General features: G+C 40.6%; 15 protein-coding genes. 5 read left to right on the top strand and 10 right to left on the bottom strand.

Annotation, left to right across the window (positions count from 1 at the left end):
- The first annotated feature begins 76 nt into the window (after nucleotides 1–76).
- A complete protein-coding gene (locus BLL41_RS02740) occupies nucleotides 77–541 on the top strand; it encodes a YkyB family protein (protein WP_003232406.1) in 465 nt (154 codons plus the stop codon).
- A 43-nt stretch (nucleotides 542–584) separates the two neighbouring features.
- Here BLL41_RS02740 and cheV read toward each other — a convergent pair whose 3' ends face one another.
- Entirely contained in the window at nucleotides 585–1,496 is a 912-nt protein-coding gene (gene cheV / locus BLL41_RS02735) for a chemotaxis protein CheV (protein WP_071576711.1), read from the bottom strand.
- Nucleotides 1,497–1,698: 202 nt separating this feature from the next.
- Between cheV and BLL41_RS02730 the strand changes: the two genes are divergently transcribed.
- Nucleotides 1,699–1,860 (top strand): hypothetical protein, encoded by a 162-nt coding sequence (locus tag BLL41_RS02730; RefSeq protein ID WP_003245246.1) that lies wholly within the window; start codon nucleotides 1,699–1,701, stop codon nucleotides 1,858–1,860.
- 201 nt (nucleotides 1,861–2,061) lie between these two features.
- On the top strand, nucleotides 2,062–3,243 hold the full coding sequence (locus BLL41_RS02725; protein ID WP_069149515.1) for an aminotransferase A: 1,182 nt from the start codon (nucleotides 2,062–2,064) through the stop codon (nucleotides 3,241–3,243).
- A 10-nt stretch (nucleotides 3,244–3,253) separates the two neighbouring features.
- Here the strand turns inward: BLL41_RS02725 and kinA are convergent, their stop codons facing one another.
- Nucleotides 3,254–5,074, bottom strand: a complete 1,821-nt coding sequence (gene kinA / locus BLL41_RS02720) for a sporulation histidine kinase KinA (protein ID WP_071576710.1) — start codon at nucleotides 5,072–5,074, stop codon at nucleotides 3,254–3,256.
- Between the two features lie 163 nt (nucleotides 5,075–5,237).
- Nucleotides 5,238–7,361, bottom strand: a complete 2,124-nt coding sequence (locus tag BLL41_RS02715; RefSeq protein WP_071576709.1) for a peptidoglycan D,D-transpeptidase FtsI family protein — start codon at nucleotides 7,359–7,361, stop codon at nucleotides 5,238–5,240.
- 337 nt (nucleotides 7,362–7,698) lie between these two features.
- Between BLL41_RS02715 and BLL41_RS02710 the strand changes: the two genes are divergently transcribed.
- Complete coding sequence (locus tag BLL41_RS02710) at nucleotides 7,699–8,472, top strand: CAP domain-containing protein (RefSeq protein ID WP_071576708.1); 774 nt, start codon at nucleotides 7,699–7,701, stop codon at nucleotides 8,470–8,472.
- A gap of 406 nt (nucleotides 8,473–8,878) precedes the next feature.
- On the opposite strand, the gene BLL41_RS02705 is transcribed toward BLL41_RS02710, so the two are convergent.
- From BLL41_RS02705 to mcpC, 3 genes are all read right to left on the bottom strand, one after another.
- Complete coding sequence (locus BLL41_RS02705) at nucleotides 8,879–9,769, bottom strand: Vgb family protein (RefSeq protein ID WP_071576707.1); 891 nt, start codon at nucleotides 9,767–9,769, stop codon at nucleotides 8,879–8,881.
- Nucleotides 9,770–10,143: 374 nt separating this feature from the next.
- Nucleotides 10,144–11,010, bottom strand: a complete 867-nt coding sequence (locus BLL41_RS02700) for an NAD(P)-dependent oxidoreductase (RefSeq protein ID WP_071576706.1) — start codon at nucleotides 11,008–11,010, stop codon at nucleotides 10,144–10,146.
- Between the two features lie 150 nt (nucleotides 11,011–11,160).
- A complete protein-coding gene (gene mcpC / locus BLL41_RS02695) occupies nucleotides 11,161–13,128 on the bottom strand; it encodes a methyl-accepting chemotaxis protein McpC (RefSeq protein ID WP_071576705.1) in 1,968 nt (655 codons plus the stop codon).
- Between the two features lie 134 nt (nucleotides 13,129–13,262).
- On the opposite strand from mcpC, the gene BLL41_RS02690 reads away from it, so the two are divergent.
- Nucleotides 13,263–13,961, top strand: a complete 699-nt coding sequence (locus BLL41_RS02690) for a GNAT family N-acetyltransferase (protein WP_071576704.1) — start codon at nucleotides 13,263–13,265, stop codon at nucleotides 13,959–13,961.
- Here BLL41_RS02690 and splB read toward each other — a convergent pair.
- From splB to BLL41_RS02670, 4 genes are all read right to left on the bottom strand, one after another.
- Nucleotides 13,958–14,986 (bottom strand): spore photoproduct lyase, encoded by a 1,029-nt coding sequence (splB, locus tag BLL41_RS02685; RefSeq protein WP_071576703.1) that lies wholly within the window; start codon nucleotides 14,984–14,986, stop codon nucleotides 13,958–13,960. The two genes, BLL41_RS02690 and splB, sit on opposite strands and share 4 nt — an antisense overlap.
- A 77-nt stretch (nucleotides 14,987–15,063) precedes the next feature.
- Nucleotides 15,064–15,303 (bottom strand): splAB operon transcriptional regulator SplA, encoded by a 240-nt coding sequence (splA, locus tag BLL41_RS02680; protein WP_003218644.1) that lies wholly within the window; start codon nucleotides 15,301–15,303, stop codon nucleotides 15,064–15,066.
- Nucleotides 15,304–15,393: 90 nt separating this feature from the next.
- Complete coding sequence (gene ptsP, locus BLL41_RS02675) at nucleotides 15,394–17,106, bottom strand: phosphoenolpyruvate--protein phosphotransferase (protein WP_071576702.1); 1,713 nt, start codon at nucleotides 17,104–17,106, stop codon at nucleotides 15,394–15,396.
- On the bottom strand, nucleotides 17,106–17,372 hold the full coding sequence (locus tag BLL41_RS02670) for a phosphocarrier protein HPr (RefSeq protein WP_003154654.1): 267 nt from the start codon (nucleotides 17,370–17,372) through the stop codon (nucleotides 17,106–17,108). Before BLL41_RS02670 ends, ptsP begins: the two co-directional genes overlap by 1 nt.
- Between the last annotated feature and the right edge of the window lie 4 nt (nucleotides 17,373–17,376).

The following is a 17,376-nucleotide window of genomic DNA, read 5'->3' as shown; positions in this document are numbered from 1 at the left end:
TTCAATATTTGCATTTCAACTTTAAAAAAGTATAATCTAATCATATAGAAATTGATAAGAGCAAAGGAGAGAAATAATGGACGACCATGCATATACGAAAGATCTGCAGCCAACCGTAGAAAATCTTTCAAAAGCAGTTTACACTGTGAACCGCCATGCAAAAACCGCCCCCAACCCTAAATACCTATATCTGCTGAAAAAACGTGCTTTGCAAAAGCTCGTCAAAGAAGGTAAAGGAAAGAAAATAGGGCTTCATTTTTCAAAAAATCCAAGGTTCAGCCAACAGCAATCGGACGTGCTTATCTCAATCGGAGACTACTATTTTCACATGCCTCCAACTAAAGAAGACTTCGAACATCTTCCGCATTTAGGTACACTTAATCAATCGTACCGAAATCCTAAAGCTCAAATGTCTTTAACAAAAGCGAAACACCTATTGCAAGAATATGTCGGCATGAAAGAAAAGCCGCTAGTGCCAAATCGCCAGCAGCCAGCTTATCACAAACCTGTCTTTAAAAAGCTTGGCGAGAGTTACTTTTAAAATAAAAACAGCCGTGCCTCTTCAGGGCACCGGCTGTTTTTATTTATTCGATAACATACGTATCCACTTTTTTAATCAAATCACTGATTTCAGGCTTGCTGATTTGTTCATCTGCGCCTACAACTTCGCCGCGGTGACGCAAATCATCTGTAATTAACGATGAGAAAATCATAACCGGCACATCTGAGCTTTTCGGATTTTCCTTCAGCAGCTTCGTGAGCCTGTGTCCGTCCATTTTTGGCATTTCAATATCAGTGATGATCATATCAATCTGTTCTGATAAATCAGTTTCGTTTTCAGCAAGGTTCATAATATAGTCATATGCTTCTTTTCCGTTTTCAAACGAAGCGATATTGTTGTACCCTGCTTCTTTTAATTCATCCTGCAAGAGGCGCATCAAAAGCGGTGAGTCCTCTACAATGATAAGCTTTTTTTCAGTTCTTCTTTCATCGAAACCCTCGGTATGCATATTGTACGTTTCCACACCTGAATCTGATTCGATGTCATAAATAATTTTTTCATAATCAGGCAAAAAGATCATCAGGTCTTCGAGTTTAATAATCCCGGTAAGGTGCCGCTCCATTCCTTGATTTAACGATGTCGGCTTTTCAATCGCTTCCCACGATACTCTGTGAATTTGAGACACAGAGCCGACATGGAAAACAATTTTCCGTTTATTAAATTCCGTTACGATATATTTCTCATCTTTTGATCCTTCAGGCTCTACTCCAAAAAACGAGAAAAGGCTGATCACTGGAAGGATTTCTCCTCTGAGTTTAATCATTCCTTCTACATGCTGATGGGAGTGAGGCACTGATGTCACCTCGACAGGCTGAATAATTTCTCTTACTTTCATGACGTTAATTCCGAAAGCATTTTCACCCACGCCAAACTTCACAATTTCTAATTCATTTGTACCAGAATCCAATAAAATTTCGTATTGTTGTAACGACAATTCAATCCCTCGCTATTCGCATTCAGTATTGTACTGTATATATCGGCGTAATTTATAAAAAGTGAATGGCGACTCTTCAAAATCGATTCCAAGAGTAACAAGCCGCGTTCTTCAAAAAAGAAACTTTTTTCCTAATAACCATTGACTTTCCAACTAACAGTGATAAAATAGTCAAGGATTTTTCCAAAGAAGGGTGTAAATAATGGGTACCTTAGTAATATTTAAAGAAAATGAAATGACTGTTTTAGAAGATATCAGTGAAGAAACTTACCTGAATATGAAGAAAGAATCAGCTGACCTTCAAGAAGAGCATCCCCCGTATCTGATTTGGCACGAAGACCTTCATTTTGATTATGGCTATTAATGAAATTGGCACATATAAACAATAATAGAACATGATACAATAAAGACAATCAAATCGCTGGTTGTCTTCTTTTTTTCTGAAAAGAAAGGTATGTTTAGAAAAAAGGCGCATACAATCGAAATATATCAGTTAAAAAGGTGACAAATGATCAGCTAGTGGTAAAATAGGATAAACTCATTATATTTGTTAAGGTGATGAATTATGGAACATTTGCTGAATCCGAAAGCAAGAGAGATCGAAATTTCAGGAATACGCAAATTCTCGAATCTTGTAGCCCAACACGAAGACGTCATTTCGCTTACAATCGGCCAGCCTGATTTTTTTACGCCGCATCATGTGAAAGCTGCCGCAAAAAAAGCCATTGATGAAAACGTGACGTCATATACACCGAATGCCGGCTACCTGGAGCTGAGACAAGCTGTGCAGCTTTATATGAAGAAAAAAGCGGATTTCAACTATGATGCTGAATCTGAAATTATCATCACAACAGGTGCAAGCCAAGCCATTGATGCTGCATTCCGGACGATTTTGTCTCCTGGTGATGAAGTGATTATGCCAGGGCCTATTTATCCAGGCTATGAACCTATTATCAATTTATGCGGGGCCAAGCCTGTCATTGTTGATACTACGTCACACGGCTTTAAGCTTACTGCCCGGCTGATTGAAGATGCTCTGACACCTAACACTAAGTGTGTCGTGCTTCCTTATCCGTCAAATCCTACCGGCGTGACGTTATCTGAAGAAGAGCTGAAAAGTATCGCAGCTCTTTTAAAAGGCAGAAATGTCTTCGTATTGTCTGATGAAATATACAGTGAATTAACATATGACAGACCGCATTACTCCATCGCAACCTATTTGCGGGATCAAACGATTGTCATTAACGGCTTGTCAAAATCACACAGCATGACCGGTTGGAGAATTGGATTTTTATTCGCACCGAAAGACATTGCAAAGCACATTTTAAAGGTTCATCAATACAATGTGTCATGTGCCTCATCCATTTCTCAAAAAGCCGCGCTCGAAGCTGTCACAAACGGTTTTGACGATGCACTAATTATGAGAGAACAATACAAAAAACGTCTGGATTATGTATATGACCGTCTTGTTTCCATGGGAATTGACGTTGTTAAACCGTCCGGTGCGTTTTATATCTTCCCTTCTATTAAATCATTTGGAATGACTTCATTTGATTTTAGTATGGCTCTTTTGGAAGACGCTGGCGTGGCACTCGTGCCAGGCAGCTCGTTCTCAACATATGGTGAAGGATATGTAAGGCTGTCTTTTGCATGCTCAATGGACACGCTGAGAGAAGGCTTGGATCGTTTAGAACTATTTGTATTAAAAAAACGGGAATCAATGCAGACGATAAACAACGGCGTTTAAGCCGTTGTTTTTATTTTTTTGGAAATGAAATTTTAAATGCTGTGCCTTTTTCAGGATGGCTGTCCACATGTATGACTCCCTGATGGTTTTCAATGATATTAAATGTCACCATCAATCCAAGCCCCGTACCTTTTTCTTTTGTTGTTAAAAATGGTTCTCCAATCCGGTTTAGCACTTTTTCGGGTATACCCTCACCTTCGTCTTTGACAGTGACATGAACAGAATGCTCATCCTCGGTGATGATAATGTCTACTGTTCCCCCATCAGGCATTGATTCAACTGCATTTTTAATTAAATTAATGAATACCTGCTTTAATTGGTTTTGATCCCCATTTATATAAATGCTGTCTTTTTCATAGCTGGTTCTGATAAAAATGCCATTTAAATTTGCCTGTGTTTCTAACAGGGCTGAGACCTCACCAATTAATTTTTTCAAGTTCAAATATTCTTTGACAGCATTTTGCTGAGGTTTCGCAAGCATGAGCAGTTCACTGAGTATTAATTCAATACGGCTGAGTTCAGAAAACACAATATCAAAGTAATGCTCGTTTCCTTCCATTGTCGGCTTCATCAGCTGCAAAAATCCTTTGATCGCTGTAAGCGGGTTGCGGATCTCGTGCGCGATTCCCGCCGCGAGCTGCCCTGCGATTGATAATTTTTCCGATTTCAGCATCAATTCTTCTGTTTGCTTTCTCTCTGAGATGTCCCGAAGAATGACTTGGACGGCCGCTTCACCAAAAAAGGTCGTCGGAATGCAGACCATCTCCGTATAGATGACCCTGTTCTGAAAGGTGAACCAGGATTGCTTGACAATTTCTGATTCTGTTTTTTGCTCGGCAATGTTTTGGATTCTCTCTTTTACATCCTCGTGATCGCAAGGATGCAGCTGATCGTATATGTTTTTGCCAATTAAATCCTCATAAGTAGCCGCTTCAAACAGGGAAATTCCCGATTCATTCATAAACACCCATTTTCCATTGTGAATCACAGCAATGGTGTCAATTGAATTTTGAATCAGCAGCTGATATCGTTCACGGCTTTTTTGCAGGATAGTTTGGAATTTTTTTCTTGAAGAGATATCGATCAGCAGCAGCAGCTCAGCCTGCTGGTTTTTGTAGACGGTCGGGGATGCTTTCACTTCTAAATGAACAGGTGTGCCATCAAGCCTTTTCCACGTCTGTTCAATCATTCCGACTTCCATTCCTTTTTGCATTCGTATAATCCTGTTTTTCACGATATCATGATATTCTTCTTCAATAAATTCATAGGACCATTTGCCAATAATAGCATCCTTGCTTTTTGCTCCCAGCATTGAAAGCATCGCGCTGTTTACATAGACGATCTTGCCTTTGACACTGATGCATAGCGGACTCGGGAGATTTTCAACCAACCGTTCATAATCATCCGTTATATATGTAGTCGATTCCGGGCTTGCAGGCTCGATTTCATGTTTTTCGCAGTTTAAAGATTGATGGCCTGTTTCTTCTTCAAGAACTTTCATTTTCAAAATGATTTCCCGATCTGTCCGCTCAGCTCTTGTCGTAACAATTTCTACCGCTGCCTCCACCCACACAATCGTATGATCTTTTTTAATAAAACGAAAGGTGCACGGCATCAGATGATGTTCATTATAAAAATAGCTTTCAACTAAAAATTGGTCTTCCTCATGCAAAAACGTTTTGAGGAATGATCCGATCATCTCTCCTTGGAGATAGCCCAAATGCAGTTTGGAGTTGGCAGATATATAAATGATGCGTCCATTAGAGGCCAAGACTGCATGAATATCGGTTTTCGTTTGAAATGGTTTAACATGCTGCGTATCCTGTTCCACAGAATCCCTCCTTTGCATGATCATCGTGTTTCGACATATACAGATTGACTTTTACCTAGTATGATTCGCTAGAAAATGAGTATTCTCCTTCTATTCTTATGGTGAACGTCAATTTTTGAATAAAAGAAAGGGCACACAATCTTTTCGTTGTGCACCCTGTTTTTTATTTTTTACTGTGTTTTTTTTCGAGCTCTGCGTAGGCGTGGATAGCTCTTTTGGCAATGAGTTTGTTGATCGGGTCGTGGTCGTTCGCTACAGAAGGCACAACAACACTAAATGCCACTTTGGGATTTTCAGATGGATAATAGCCGACAAATGTTAGATTGTACGTGCTATTTCCCCACCAATTACGATTTGTTCCGTAATAAAATGTTTGAGCAGTTCCTGTTTTTCCGGAAACATCCTCTGCAAATGTATTTCTAGCTGTACCTGAAGTGGTAACTAATTTCATCCCAGTCTTTACCTGCTGAATGTCACTTTCTGAGTTGTTAATTTTATTGAGAATGTTTGGCTTTCTTTGTTCAATGGTCTTCCCAAGGCCCTTTTTATTGCTAGGCTCATGAACACTTGTAACAATTCTTGGCTGAATACGGTATCCGCCATTGGCAATGGATGAGATGTACTGCGCCATTTGAAGCGGTGTGTAAGTATCGTATTGACCGATTGCCAAGTCTAGTATTAACCCTCCCACCGCATCAGGTGTAGTTTGCATGCCGGCTGATTCCTGCGGCAGATCGATACCTGTCTTTACTCCCAGGCCAAACTGGCTGTAGTAATTTCTCATTTTGTTCAAATCTTTCTGATCAGCAGGAAGAGGTCCATGCGGCTTGTATGTAACACCGGCAATATGCATGGCGACATTAAACATGTATACGTTTGAGCTTTTTTGCAGTGCGGTTAATTCGTTAATCGTTCCCATATTCATATAGGACTTCTTAGGCTTGTTACCGCTTCCTGCAAAATAAAGAGGTGTATCCACAAAATATTTATAATGCGGAATTCCGTCCTGATAGCCGGCTAGCACGGTGGCGCCCTTCACTGCTGAGCCCATTTCATATTGGGTGGTAAATGCCCCTATCGCATAATCTTCAATTTTGTTGGTTTTTAAATCTATCTTTTTCCCTGCCATCGATAAAATATCACCGTTATTCGGGTCCATCATTACGGCAAAAGCTCTGTCCAGCATGTAATTTCCGCGTGCGCGGCTGTTTCTCACTTCTTCTTCAATGATCTTTTCTACCTTTGCCTGAAGCTCCATGTCAAAGGAAAGCTGAAGATCGTATCCTCTGCTGCCTTTATCAATGGTTTTTTGGCTGACAACATTTCCTTTATTGTCTTCTACATATTCCACTTTTTCTTTATGCGAATTTAAGTAATCTTCATATTGATACTCTAAATAACTTTTTCCCACCCTGTCATTATTCGCATAGCCTCTTGTTAAATAGAAATCTTTCCGGTCGCTCAGCAGGCCCTGATCAGGTGTCGTGACGCCTCCAAAAACGGAATATAGGGTTTTGTCATAAGGATATTTTCGTGTCCAATCGTTTACAATGTCGATTCCCGGAAGCTCTTCTAAATGCTCAGAAACAATTGAAATTTCATCATATGTTAAGTCATTTTTGGGTCTCTGCGAGGAGTTTTTCTTCTCATCAAGCAGCGCTCCGTTTTTTCCATTGCTATTGCTTTTATTTGGATTCATTGCCTTTACGATTTGAGGTTCGTAAGCATTTCCGCTTGAGAACCTTGTATATATCGCAGCCGTTTCCATTTCTTCGTCATCTTGCTGAATAGCCTTCAATTCTTGATCCGGAACACGCTCTAGTTGAAGCTTGTAAGCCTGGTCTCCTTTCAGATTGCTTTCTGATTCCTTAAGCAGAGCGGCGGCTTTTTTCGGATGAGCTGCGATCCAGTAATCACGAAGATCCCTTTCCTTCAAAAATTCGGTATCGATATGAATAAAAGAAGCAAGCCGCTTCGCTGTTTTGATCTTATCTTCGGTTTTTGTGCTAGATGTTGATACATACACAATTTCCGGAACGCTCTGGTTGTCGACAGCAACTTTCTGGTTTCTGTCGTACATCTTCCCGCGAGGCGCAGGATAGTAAGCTGTTTTTGCATTTGATTTCTCAGCGTCTTCTTCATGCTGTTCGCCTTCAACAATTTGAACAACCCCGAGCTTAAAAATTAATGCAGTGAATAGAACAAAGACAGCTAGGAAAAAAAGGTTCATTCTGATTGCTCTGTTTCCTTTGCTCTTTTTCTTTGGTTCACGTCCTATTTCAGTCACTTCTGGTTACCCCTCTCAAATCATTCAATATATTTACATATACTGAGATTAATTGTAACACCTTTGTAATAGTTGTTACAGCGAAAAGGAGTAAAAAAAAGCTGTCAACATAAAAACACATTAAAATATAACTAACGATTCAAAAAAAAGGAAGATATGTAACAGTTCGATAAAACCATAAATGCCGCTGATTTCTTTATTCTTAGCGATTCAGCGGATTTACTTTACGAAAATGACAATCTCTATTTGTCAAAGGAAAGTGTTGGAGTCTTTATGACAAAAAAGCTATGTTATGATTTTTTTGTAGAAACAAACAACTCTAGGAGGTTACGAACTAATGAAGAAAGCATTTGTTTTATCTGCTGCCGCTGCGGTTGGATTATTCACATTCGGAGGCGTACAGCAAGCATCAGCGAAAGAACTCTCCTGCCAGTCTGTGGTAACAGTAAAAACGGGGAACACAGTACAAAACATGTCACTTAACGATGCAGTGAAAAAACTGCATATTAACACAAATATCAAAACGTTAAACGCTGCAAACGAAAAAGAGATTAAGCAGCTGCTTCAAAAACATGCGAAGCAATCTAACATGAAGGTTCAGGATGTTCAAAAGACAGAAACGGCAAAACCGGCGCAAAAGACTACTGAAAAAGCAGCTGCTGATCAAAACACTGCTTCTAAAGCACCCGCAACTGCTGAAAAAACAAACACAACAACATCTTCACCTGCATCTGTAAGTGCATATGAGAAAAAAGTTGTTGAGCTTACAAATGCAGAAAGACAAAAACAAGGCTTAAAACCGCTTCAAATTGATGAAACGTTAAGCAAATCCGCACGCGCAAAATCTCAGGATATGAAAGACAAAAACTACTTTGATCACCAAAGCCCAACTTACGGCTCACCGTTTGATATGATGAAATCTTTCGGAATCAGCTACAAAACAGCAGGTGAAAACATTGCGAAGGGCCAAAAGACACCTGAAGAAGTAGTAAAAGCCTGGATGAACAGTGAAGGACACAGAAAAAATATTCTAAACCCTAACTTTACTCACATCGGTGTTGGCTACGTTGAGTCTGGAAGCATCTGGACACAACAATTCATCGGTAAATAATAAAAAATTCCCTGTACGATACAGGTAATCTTCAGCTTGCAGAAAAAACCATGTTTTTTCTGCAAGCTTTTTTGCTGTATTCATATTTTTGATGCAAAATAGAAAAAGCCGCCAGCCAAGCAAGGATAGGATGCGGCATGTTTCTTTACATTCTGGAACCAGATTGTAGGGGGAATTTGTTCACTCACAATCCGTTTTGTTTTCCACCTTTAATAGCAAATATGCCTTTGATAGAATTGACCTTTTTTGCAATAAAGGAAAAATTTTCAGTCTGAGCAATATAGGCTTCGTCGGAGATCAGTTTTTTGTGAGGAACAGAGAAAGACATCATTCTTTAAAGCCTTTCTTTGATTTTATGATAGGGAAATAGAGGCTGTCCAAGGTGCAAAGGGTGGCCTCTATTCTATTATTTGGTTAATCTTAACTTTCCTATTTTGTTACATTCTAATGCAAACCATACTGTCCCATCATTATCGCATCCAATTCCATGAGGCTCAGCATGAGGTGTGATGATTGTATATTCTTCAATTTTGTGATCACTTGTCAGCCTTCCGATTTTATTTCCCCCCCATTCGGTAAACCATAAATCAGATTTTCGCCCCGCAGCGATAGCGTGAGGACGTGCATTTGGTGTTGGAATATCATATTCAGTTATGTCACCTGAAACCGTAATCCTACCTATCTTATTACCCATGATTTCTACAAACCACAGTTCATCATCATGCCCTTTTGTAATACCAACTGGTCCTGCTCCCGGTGTCGGAATTGGAAACTCCGTTACCTCCCCTGATTCAGTTATTTTGCCGATAGCATTATTCTGGTTTTCAGTGAACCAAAGCGAATGATCTGAACCCAATGTAATAAAAGAAGGGTATGATCCTTCATTAGGCAGTTCATATTCATAAATCTTGCCCTCTGCCGTCAATTTTCCTATACGATTTCCATTCATCTCAGTAAACCAGATATCGCCGTTTCGACCTTCCGTAATCCCATACGGGGCTGAATGTTGATGCGGTAATGCATATTCTATAAATTGCCCTTTTTCTGTCAGTTTTCCTATCTTATTAGCTCTATTTTCTGTAAACCAGATATCACCTTTTGAAGACACCGTTAAACACATGACTCCCGCATCAGGTGTCGGAATCGTATACGCTTGAATTTGGCCCTTCTTATCAATACAGCTTATTTTGTTAGCTTTATGTTGAGTAAACCATACTTTTCCTTCGTGTGAAATGGCTATCCCGTATGGGCCAGAATCAGAATGTAAAATACTTATTTCTTGCTGTTCAAGCTTCATATTAATTCCCTCCTTCAATATAATCTGCAAAAAAGCCTCCTATTCTCACTGTTCTGAGATAGGAGGCAATGCTTACGTTCATATCTAAATAGCCGCTTTAGTCATAAATAAAAACATTACACCATAATCTCATCTCAGACAATAAACAAAACAAATAAGCGTTCAAATCATCGCAAAAATAGTTCTTAATTTGCATGTATTGGATAAGCTATTGATTCTTTCTTAAGGGGTCGGATTATAGAATCATGCTCTTATTTTCACCCTGCTCAGTTTTCCAAGTGGTATTTTTCTGTTTTACCACCTGGAGCCCAGAAAAAGGCTGTCGAGATTTTCACGACAGCCTGATGGTTGCCTGCAGGATACAGGCAGTATTTTTAATTCACCCAAAGCTTATATATACTCTGTGTTCCGCTGTTTTCTTCACCTTGTGCAGCTAGCTTGTCATATAAGGATTTGGCGAGCGATAAGCCTGGCATTTCTTCTCCCATTAGTTCTGCTTCCTCTAGCGCAATTCCCATATCTTTAATAAAATGCTTCACATAAAATCCTGGTTCAAAGTTGCCTTGCAGCATACGGGGAGCAAGATTTGACAATGACCAGCTTCCGGCTGCGCCCGTTGTGATGCTTTTCAGGACATTTTCCGGCTCTAGGCCTGATTTTTGAGCATAAGCCATCGCTTCAGCAACGCCGATCATCCCAGCTGCAATTGCAATCTGATTGCACATCTTGGTATGCTGTCCGCTTCCAGCCGGTCCTTGATACTGAATATTCTCTCCCATTAAAGAGAAAATCGGCATGCAGGCTTCAAAAGCTTCTTTTTCTCCACCGACCATAATCGCCAGTGTTCCGTTTTGTGCACCGACGTCTCCACCGGAAACAGGAGCATCTAAAGCGAACAATGCTTTTTCTTTGGCAGCTTCAGCAATCTTCTTCGCAAGCGAAGGCTTAGATGTCGTCATATCAATAAGATATGCGCCTTCTTTTGCGTTTTCAATAATTCCGCTGCTTCCGAAATACACTTCTTCAACATCACTGGGATAGCCGACCATTGTAATGATAACGTCCGCTTCTTTTGAAAGATCTTTGACCGTTTCTTTCCATACCGCGCCTTTTTGCAGTATGCTGTCTGCTTTTTCTTTTGTCCGGGTGTACACCAAAACAGGATGGCCGTCATTGAGAATATGTGACGCCATGCTTTTTCCCATCACTCCAAGGCCGATAAAACCAATTGTTTTCTTCAATGTCATTCCTCCCAGATGTTTCGTTTTGATTTTAGTTAAAATTTATCATTTTTCCTTCATTTTCTAGACTACCATATCTATTCATCATATAGTAGACTCTTAAAATAAAAAAATTCCCAAAACAAATCATGTTTTGGGAATGTAATTGGATTACAATGTGAATTTCGCAATTGTGTTCATAAGCTCTTGGCTTGCATGTTTTAACGTGTCTGTTGAGTGTTTGACTTTATCAAGAGTGATCAGCTGTTCATCAGTTGATGCGTTCACTTCCTCTGCTGCGGCAGCTGATTCCTGTGATATGGCTGAAATGCTTTGAATCGCTTCAGAAATCGCGAGCTGTTCTTCACTCATTCTTTGAATTTCTGCGTAAATGTGATCAATGCCTTGCACCAGTGACTGCATTTCCGCAGTTATCGTGTTTAATACCTCTCCAGTCTCGTGAATGGCACTATTTTGTTCATCATTCATTCTGCTTGCCTCAACCATTGCATGAGAGGCCTCTTTTGTCTCAAGCTGGATAAGCTTCACAGTCTCACTGATATGCTTTGTAGAGAGGGCTGATTGCTCAGCTAGCTTCCTCACTTCATCGGCTACAACGGCAAAACCGCGGCCGCTTTCTCCCGCTCTGGCTGCCTCAATGCTGGCATTTAAGGCAAGCAAGTTGGTTTGATCAGATATGTTTGAAATCGCTGTAACGACTTCTTCAATATTCTTAGTTTGATTTTCTAAATCCAGCAGCATCGTCTCAACCTTTTTTGTTTCCATGTTGGCTTCATTTGACTTCATCAGCAGCTGGCCGAGCGCGTCAAGTCCTTTATAGCTTGCATCCTCGGACGATTTTGAGCGTTCTTTTATTCCGCCTGCCTCCTCAGCGATTTGTCTGATTTTCATTGACAGGCTTTCTGATTTTTCATTAATGGTTTCAACTTCAGAAGCTTGTTCTGATGCCCCTGCAGCTACTTCTTCAATCGCTTTTGCAATTTGTCCGCTTGTTTCATTTGTTTCTGCAGAGACAGCCGTTAATTGCTCAGTGGTATCAGATACTCTCCCTGAAGAGATCCTCACTTGCTCAACCATTTCCTTCATATTTTCAACCATCAGATTGAAGTCCCTTGTTAAAATACCGACTTCATCCTTGGATTTTGATTCCGCGTGCACTGTTAAATCGCCTGCGGAAACGGCTTTCGTTTTTGCGATCAGCTGCTGTATCGGGCCTGTTATCGTTTTGGCCAGGAAGTAGCTGAGAATAATTGTAATGATAAGTGCAATCAATGATATCCAAAGATTTGCCCGATTCATTTTATCTGAAATCCACATTAATTGATCGGTATCAAATTGCGTTCCGACCTTCCAGCCCGTTTCACCAATCGTTTGATACACAACCATTTTCCCATTCACATCCTGTATCCCTTTTTTCTCGGATGCAATGGTTTTCAGTGTTTGATCCTTTGATATATTTTTTCCTTGATTTGACGGATGGGCTAAAAGATTGCCGCTCGCATCAGCTAAAAAAGCAAATCCATTGTAAGGCACCTTTTGTTTATTGACCATACTCTGGATAGCAGAGAGTTTCAAGTCATAGCTGGCAACCCCTATCACTTTTTGCCCATTTAAGATCGCTTTCGATGCAGTAACAATCATGTCTCCTGTCACGACATCTTTATAAGGTTCCGTCCAAACAACTTGATCCGGGGCTTCAGCTGCAAGCTTATACCAGGGTCTTGACGTTGGATCATAATCCTCAGCGAAATCCGCTTTTGGATATGTAAACATTTCTTTTTTTGCGGTGCCTATGTAAGCCATCGCAACATAATCATCATTATCTTTGATTTGCTTAATGTCATCGTTAAACAGCCGAGCAGCTTCTTTACTTGGTTTCGTTACAAATGTATGCGTTAATTCCCCATTAGCCAGCCTTGATAACGAAATGGCATAACTCTTTAATTGCAATTCAATATTTTGTTCAAGTGACTGCGTCACGTTTTGAGTTGTATTTTTCCCATCCTCTGTAATCATCGGTTTTAGCGTCAAATAAGAAGACAGCATTAAAAGAACAACTGTGACGATTAACATAATCGAAACAAAAACAGCAATCTTCATGTGAAGTTTTTTAAACAAACCAATCCCCTCCTAATTTCTATATCGGCCCTTTCGTTTGAAAAATGAATAATCAAAAAATAAATTATAAGAATATCGGAATATATTTACTGAAAATTCAATCTTCGTTATAATAAAACAACATAAGGAGAGTGATGATCATACTGAAACAAATATATGTGCATAACGGAAGAAAATTTGAAGCTCTAACCATCAGAAACTACGATGAGACTGACATCAAGGGGCTGATTTCTCTTCAAAGAGAATGTTTCCCTCCCCCGTTTCCCCAAGAATTGCTGTGGTCTGAGGGCCAGCTTGACAGTCATATCAAAACCTTTCCGGAAGGCGCTCTATGTGCGCTCAGCAATGGCAGAATTATCGGTTCCATGACGGCTCTTATTGTACAATTTGAGCCTCAATCTCCTGACCATACTTGGGCGCAAGCAACAGACAACGGATCAATTAAGAATCATAACCCTCATGGAAATACTTTATATGTAGTGGATATTTCTGTTTCTCCACATTATCGAAAGCTTGGAATCGGAAAATGGCTGATGAATACGATGTATGAGCTAACTGTTGATAAAAGGCTGGAGCGCCTTCTCGGCGGCGGACGCATTCCTTTATATCATAAATACGCACACGAGATCAGCGCTGTTCAGTACGTTGAAGATGTGATGGAAGGCAGGAAAAACGACCCTGTGCTGTCCTTTCTCCTCCGTTGCGGGCGTTCACCTATTCGTGTAGTCAACAATTATTTAGAGGATACAGAATCATTGAATTACGGCGTTTTGATGGAATGGAAAAATCCTTTCTATAAAAAAGCGAGCTGTTCATCACAACAGCCCGGTTAAGTGAAATATTCGATTTTCGCATTAGGGAAATAAGCATCAATATAGGATTCAAGCGCTTCTCGAAGTGCGTGCTCTTCATCTTTCTGATATATATATTTTCCGATCCCGTAACGGCCCCATTTATAACGGCGCTTTTCCTCATCTAATTCGAGCTTCGTCTTCGGATAATTCTTCTCTATCACTCGTTTGGCCGGTTTTGTAAAACGGTGCTGAATTAATTCAAACGTTATATCATGTCTAACGTCCTGCGGCAAAGCAGCATCAAGCTTTTCAAATAGATGTCTGTATCCATCTTCCCAACCTTCATGAATATAAATCGGAGCAACAATAAAGCCTAGCGGGTATCCTGCTTTTGCAACTTTTACAGCCGCTTCTATCCGCTTATCAAGAGGTGAGGTTCCCGGCTCAAAGTTTTTAATCACATAGTCGGCATTAATACTGAACCTGAATCTCGTTTTCCCGTTGTGCTTTGCATCTAATAGGTGATCGACATGATGAAATTTGGTTACAAATCTAAGCTTTCCGAGATCACTTTGACCAAAATGTTCAATGGCGCGTTTCAGCGTGTGTGTCAGATGATCAATTCCTACGATATCTGAGGTACATGAGGCTTCGAACCTTGTGAACTCTGGCGCGCGCTCTTTCATATACTTATCCGCCTGATCCAAAATCTCTTCGACGTTTACATAAGTTCTGATATAAGGCTTTGATCCCATGGTTGTTTGCAGGTAGCAATAATGACAGTGCCCCATGCAGCCTGTTGCAAACGGGATGGCATATTCAGCTGAGGGTTTGGATGAATCAAACTTTAATGTTTTACGGACACCGATAACTAAAGTTGATTTCGCATTGCGATATTGCTGAAGATGATTTTTCCCAGGAATATTACGCACCTGATTGTGGGATGTCGTTTCTCTAATTTCAATGCCCATTTTCTCAAACTTATCTTGTAATTCTTGAGCCAGCGGATATTCCAGCGCTCTTGGTTCTATATACACAAGCTGCGGAACAAATGGGTTCTGCATGATGCCACATCCTTTTCCTTTACTAATGTTACTTTTCTCACCAGATGGAAAGGATATGAGTTGTAATGATTTCCTTGTTACTCATACGGATCAATATCAAATAATTCTTTGTAAAGTGATTTAGCTTCTTCATAGCTTGCAAACACAGCGTCGTCCTCTGCAAACGGATGGTAGGTTTCATAAATAAACAGAGAGAGCTCGCCTTCATGGTATGGATGGTGCACAATTTCGGCTTCCTTGATGTGAGCAACATTGGCGGCGTGCGGATTTCTGTAGATCACGTAAACAGTATCTCCTGCGTTAAATTGGTTTGACATACTATCCCTCCTAGCCATGTTATTGTGTCCTTCTATACCCTTACTTATGAAAAAAACCAGACAGGCCGGAGGCCGTCTGGTTTTTGTACATTACTTAAATGTTTCTTTTACGAACGCAACAACTTCTTCTGTCGTGCTCATAGATAAGATTTTCTCTTTGAATGACTCAGCTTCTTGTTTAGACAATTTGCTGATTTGTGTTCTTGCCGGAAGGATAGACGTTGCGCTCATTGAGAACTCATCTAAGCCTAAGCCGAGAAGGATTGGAATCGCAATCTCGTCTCCTGCCATTTCTCCGCACATGCCAACCCATTTGCCTTCTTTATGTGCCGCTTCAATTACAAGTGTAATCAGGCGAAGGATTGCCGGGTTGTATGGCTGATACAGGTAAGATACACGTTCATTCATACGGTCAGCTGCCATTGTGTATTGGATCAAATCGTTTGTTCCGATACTGAAGAAATCAACCTCTTTAGCAAACTGATCAGCGATGACTGCAGTTGACGGAATTTCAACCATCATACCGACTTCAATATCATCAGATACAGCGTGTCCCGCTTTTACGAGCTTTTCTTTCTCTTCAAGCAGGATCGCTTTTGCTTCTTTGAATTCGTTAACTGTCGCAATCATAGGGAACATGATTTTCAAGTTTCCGTATGTACTTGCACGAAGCAGCGCGCGAAGCTGTGTTCTGAAGATTTCTTGCTCTTCCAGGCAAAGACGAATCGCTCTGTATCCCAAGAACGGGTTCATTTCTTTAGGAAGCTGCAGGTAAGGAAGCTCTTTGTCTCCGCCGATATCAAGTGTCCGCACGACAACTGATTTTCCTTCCATACGCTCAAGAACCGTTTTGTAAGCATCAAACTGCTCATCTTCTGTAGGCAGCTGATCTCTTCCCATGTAAAGGAATTCTGTACGGTAAAGGCCAACTGCTTCGCCTCCGTTTTCAAGAACACCTTTTACATCATCAGGAGTACCGATGTTCGCTGCAAGCTCTACATGATGTCCGTCTTTTGAGACAGTCGGTTCATTGACAAGCTTCGCCCATTCAGCCTTTTGAGCTAAATAAGCATTATGTTTTTCTTCATACTCTTTTACAGTTTCCGCAGATGGGTCAATAATGACATCGCCATTGATACCGTCAACGATAACAGTCACGCCGTTTTGGATCGTGCCTGTAGCCGCTTTCGTTCCAACAACTGCTGGAATCTCAAGAGAACGCGCCATGATGGCGGAGTGAGATGTGCGTCCGCCGATATCAGTTGTGAATCCTTTTACGAACTCACGGTTTAATTGAGCTGTGTCAGACGGTGTTAAGTCTTCAGCTACAATAATAACCTCTTCTGAGATCATGCTTGGGTTTGGAATTTCGACACCAAGCAGGTGGCCGGTTACGCGTTTTGTTACATCGCGGATATCTGCCGCACGCTCTTTCATATATTCGTTGTCCATCGACTCAAACATGGTAACGAACATAGAAGACGTTTCTTTTAAAGCGAATTCAGCGTTCACTGAATCAGCGCTGATTTTTTCTTTCACAGGGTTCAGAAGCTCAGGGTCACTGAGAACTAAAAGGTGAGCAGAAAAAATATCAGCTTTATCCTGACCTAGTTCTTTCAAAGCGTGCTCTTTGATTTTTTCGAGCTCTTCTTTTGAACGTGCAATCGCTTCATCAAAACGGCTTACTTCCGCTTCAGAATCAGAGATGTTTTTCTTTTCAACCGTTAAATCTGGCTCTTCAAGCCGGTACGCTTTTGCAATCGCGATGCCGGCTGAAGCGCCAATCCCTTTTAATTCTTGCATTACTCGCCGAGTCCTTCGCTTTTCATTGTTTCTTCTAAAGCGTTAAGAGCATCGTTTTCGTCAGCTCCGGAAGCAGAGATTGTGATCTCAGCGCCTTTAGCGATACCTAAAGACATAACACCCATGATAGATTTAAGGTTAACTGTTTTGCCGTTATATTCTAAATTAACGTCAGCGTCGTATTTGCTAGCAGTTTGTACAAGAACTGTCGCAGGACGAGCGTGGATTCCAGAATCTGCAGTTACTTTAAATGTTTTTTGTGCCATTTTT

The organism is Bacillus sp. FMQ74 (assembly GCF_001875785.1).
GTDB classification, from domain to species: domain Bacteria; phylum Bacillota; class Bacilli; order Bacillales; family Bacillaceae; genus Bacillus; species Bacillus stercoris.
The sequence above is the reverse complement of the archived record's forward strand: the minus strand, read 5'-3'. Positions and strand labels throughout refer to the sequence as shown.

Excerpts from the sequence above, each read along its gene's own strand:
- BLL41_RS02740 (WP_003232406.1), top strand. The coding sequence starts at position 77 with ATGGACGACCATGCATATACGAAAGATCTGCAGCCAACCGTAGAAAAT.
- BLL41_RS02730 (WP_003245246.1), top strand. The coding sequence starts at position 1,699 with ATGGGTACCTTAGTAATATTTAAAGAAAATGAAATGACTGTTTTAGAA.
- BLL41_RS02725 (WP_069149515.1), top strand. The coding sequence starts at position 2,062 with ATGGAACATTTGCTGAATCCGAAAGCAAGAGAGATCGAAATTTCAGGA.
- BLL41_RS02710 (WP_071576708.1), top strand. The coding sequence starts at position 7,699 with ATGAAGAAAGCATTTGTTTTATCTGCTGCCGCTGCGGTTGGATTATTC.
- BLL41_RS02705 (WP_071576707.1), bottom strand. The coding sequence starts at position 9,769 with ATGAAGCTTGAACAGCAAGAAATAAGTATTTTACATTCTGATTCTGGC.
- BLL41_RS02690 (WP_071576704.1), top strand. The coding sequence starts at position 13,263 with ATGATCATACTGAAACAAATATATGTGCATAACGGAAGAAAATTTGAA.
- splB (WP_071576703.1), bottom strand. The coding sequence starts at position 14,986 with ATGCAGAACCCATTTGTTCCGCAGCTTGTGTATATAGAACCAAGAGCG.
- splA (WP_003218644.1), bottom strand. The coding sequence starts at position 15,303 with ATGTCAAACCAATTTAACGCAGGAGATACTGTTTACGTGATCTACAGA.
- ptsP (WP_071576702.1), bottom strand. The coding sequence starts at position 17,106 with ATGCAAGAATTAAAAGGGATTGGCGCTTCAGCCGGCATCGCGATTGCA.
- BLL41_RS02670 (WP_003154654.1), bottom strand. The coding sequence starts at position 17,372 with ATGGCACAAAAAACATTTAAAGTAACTGCAGATTCTGGAATCCACGCT.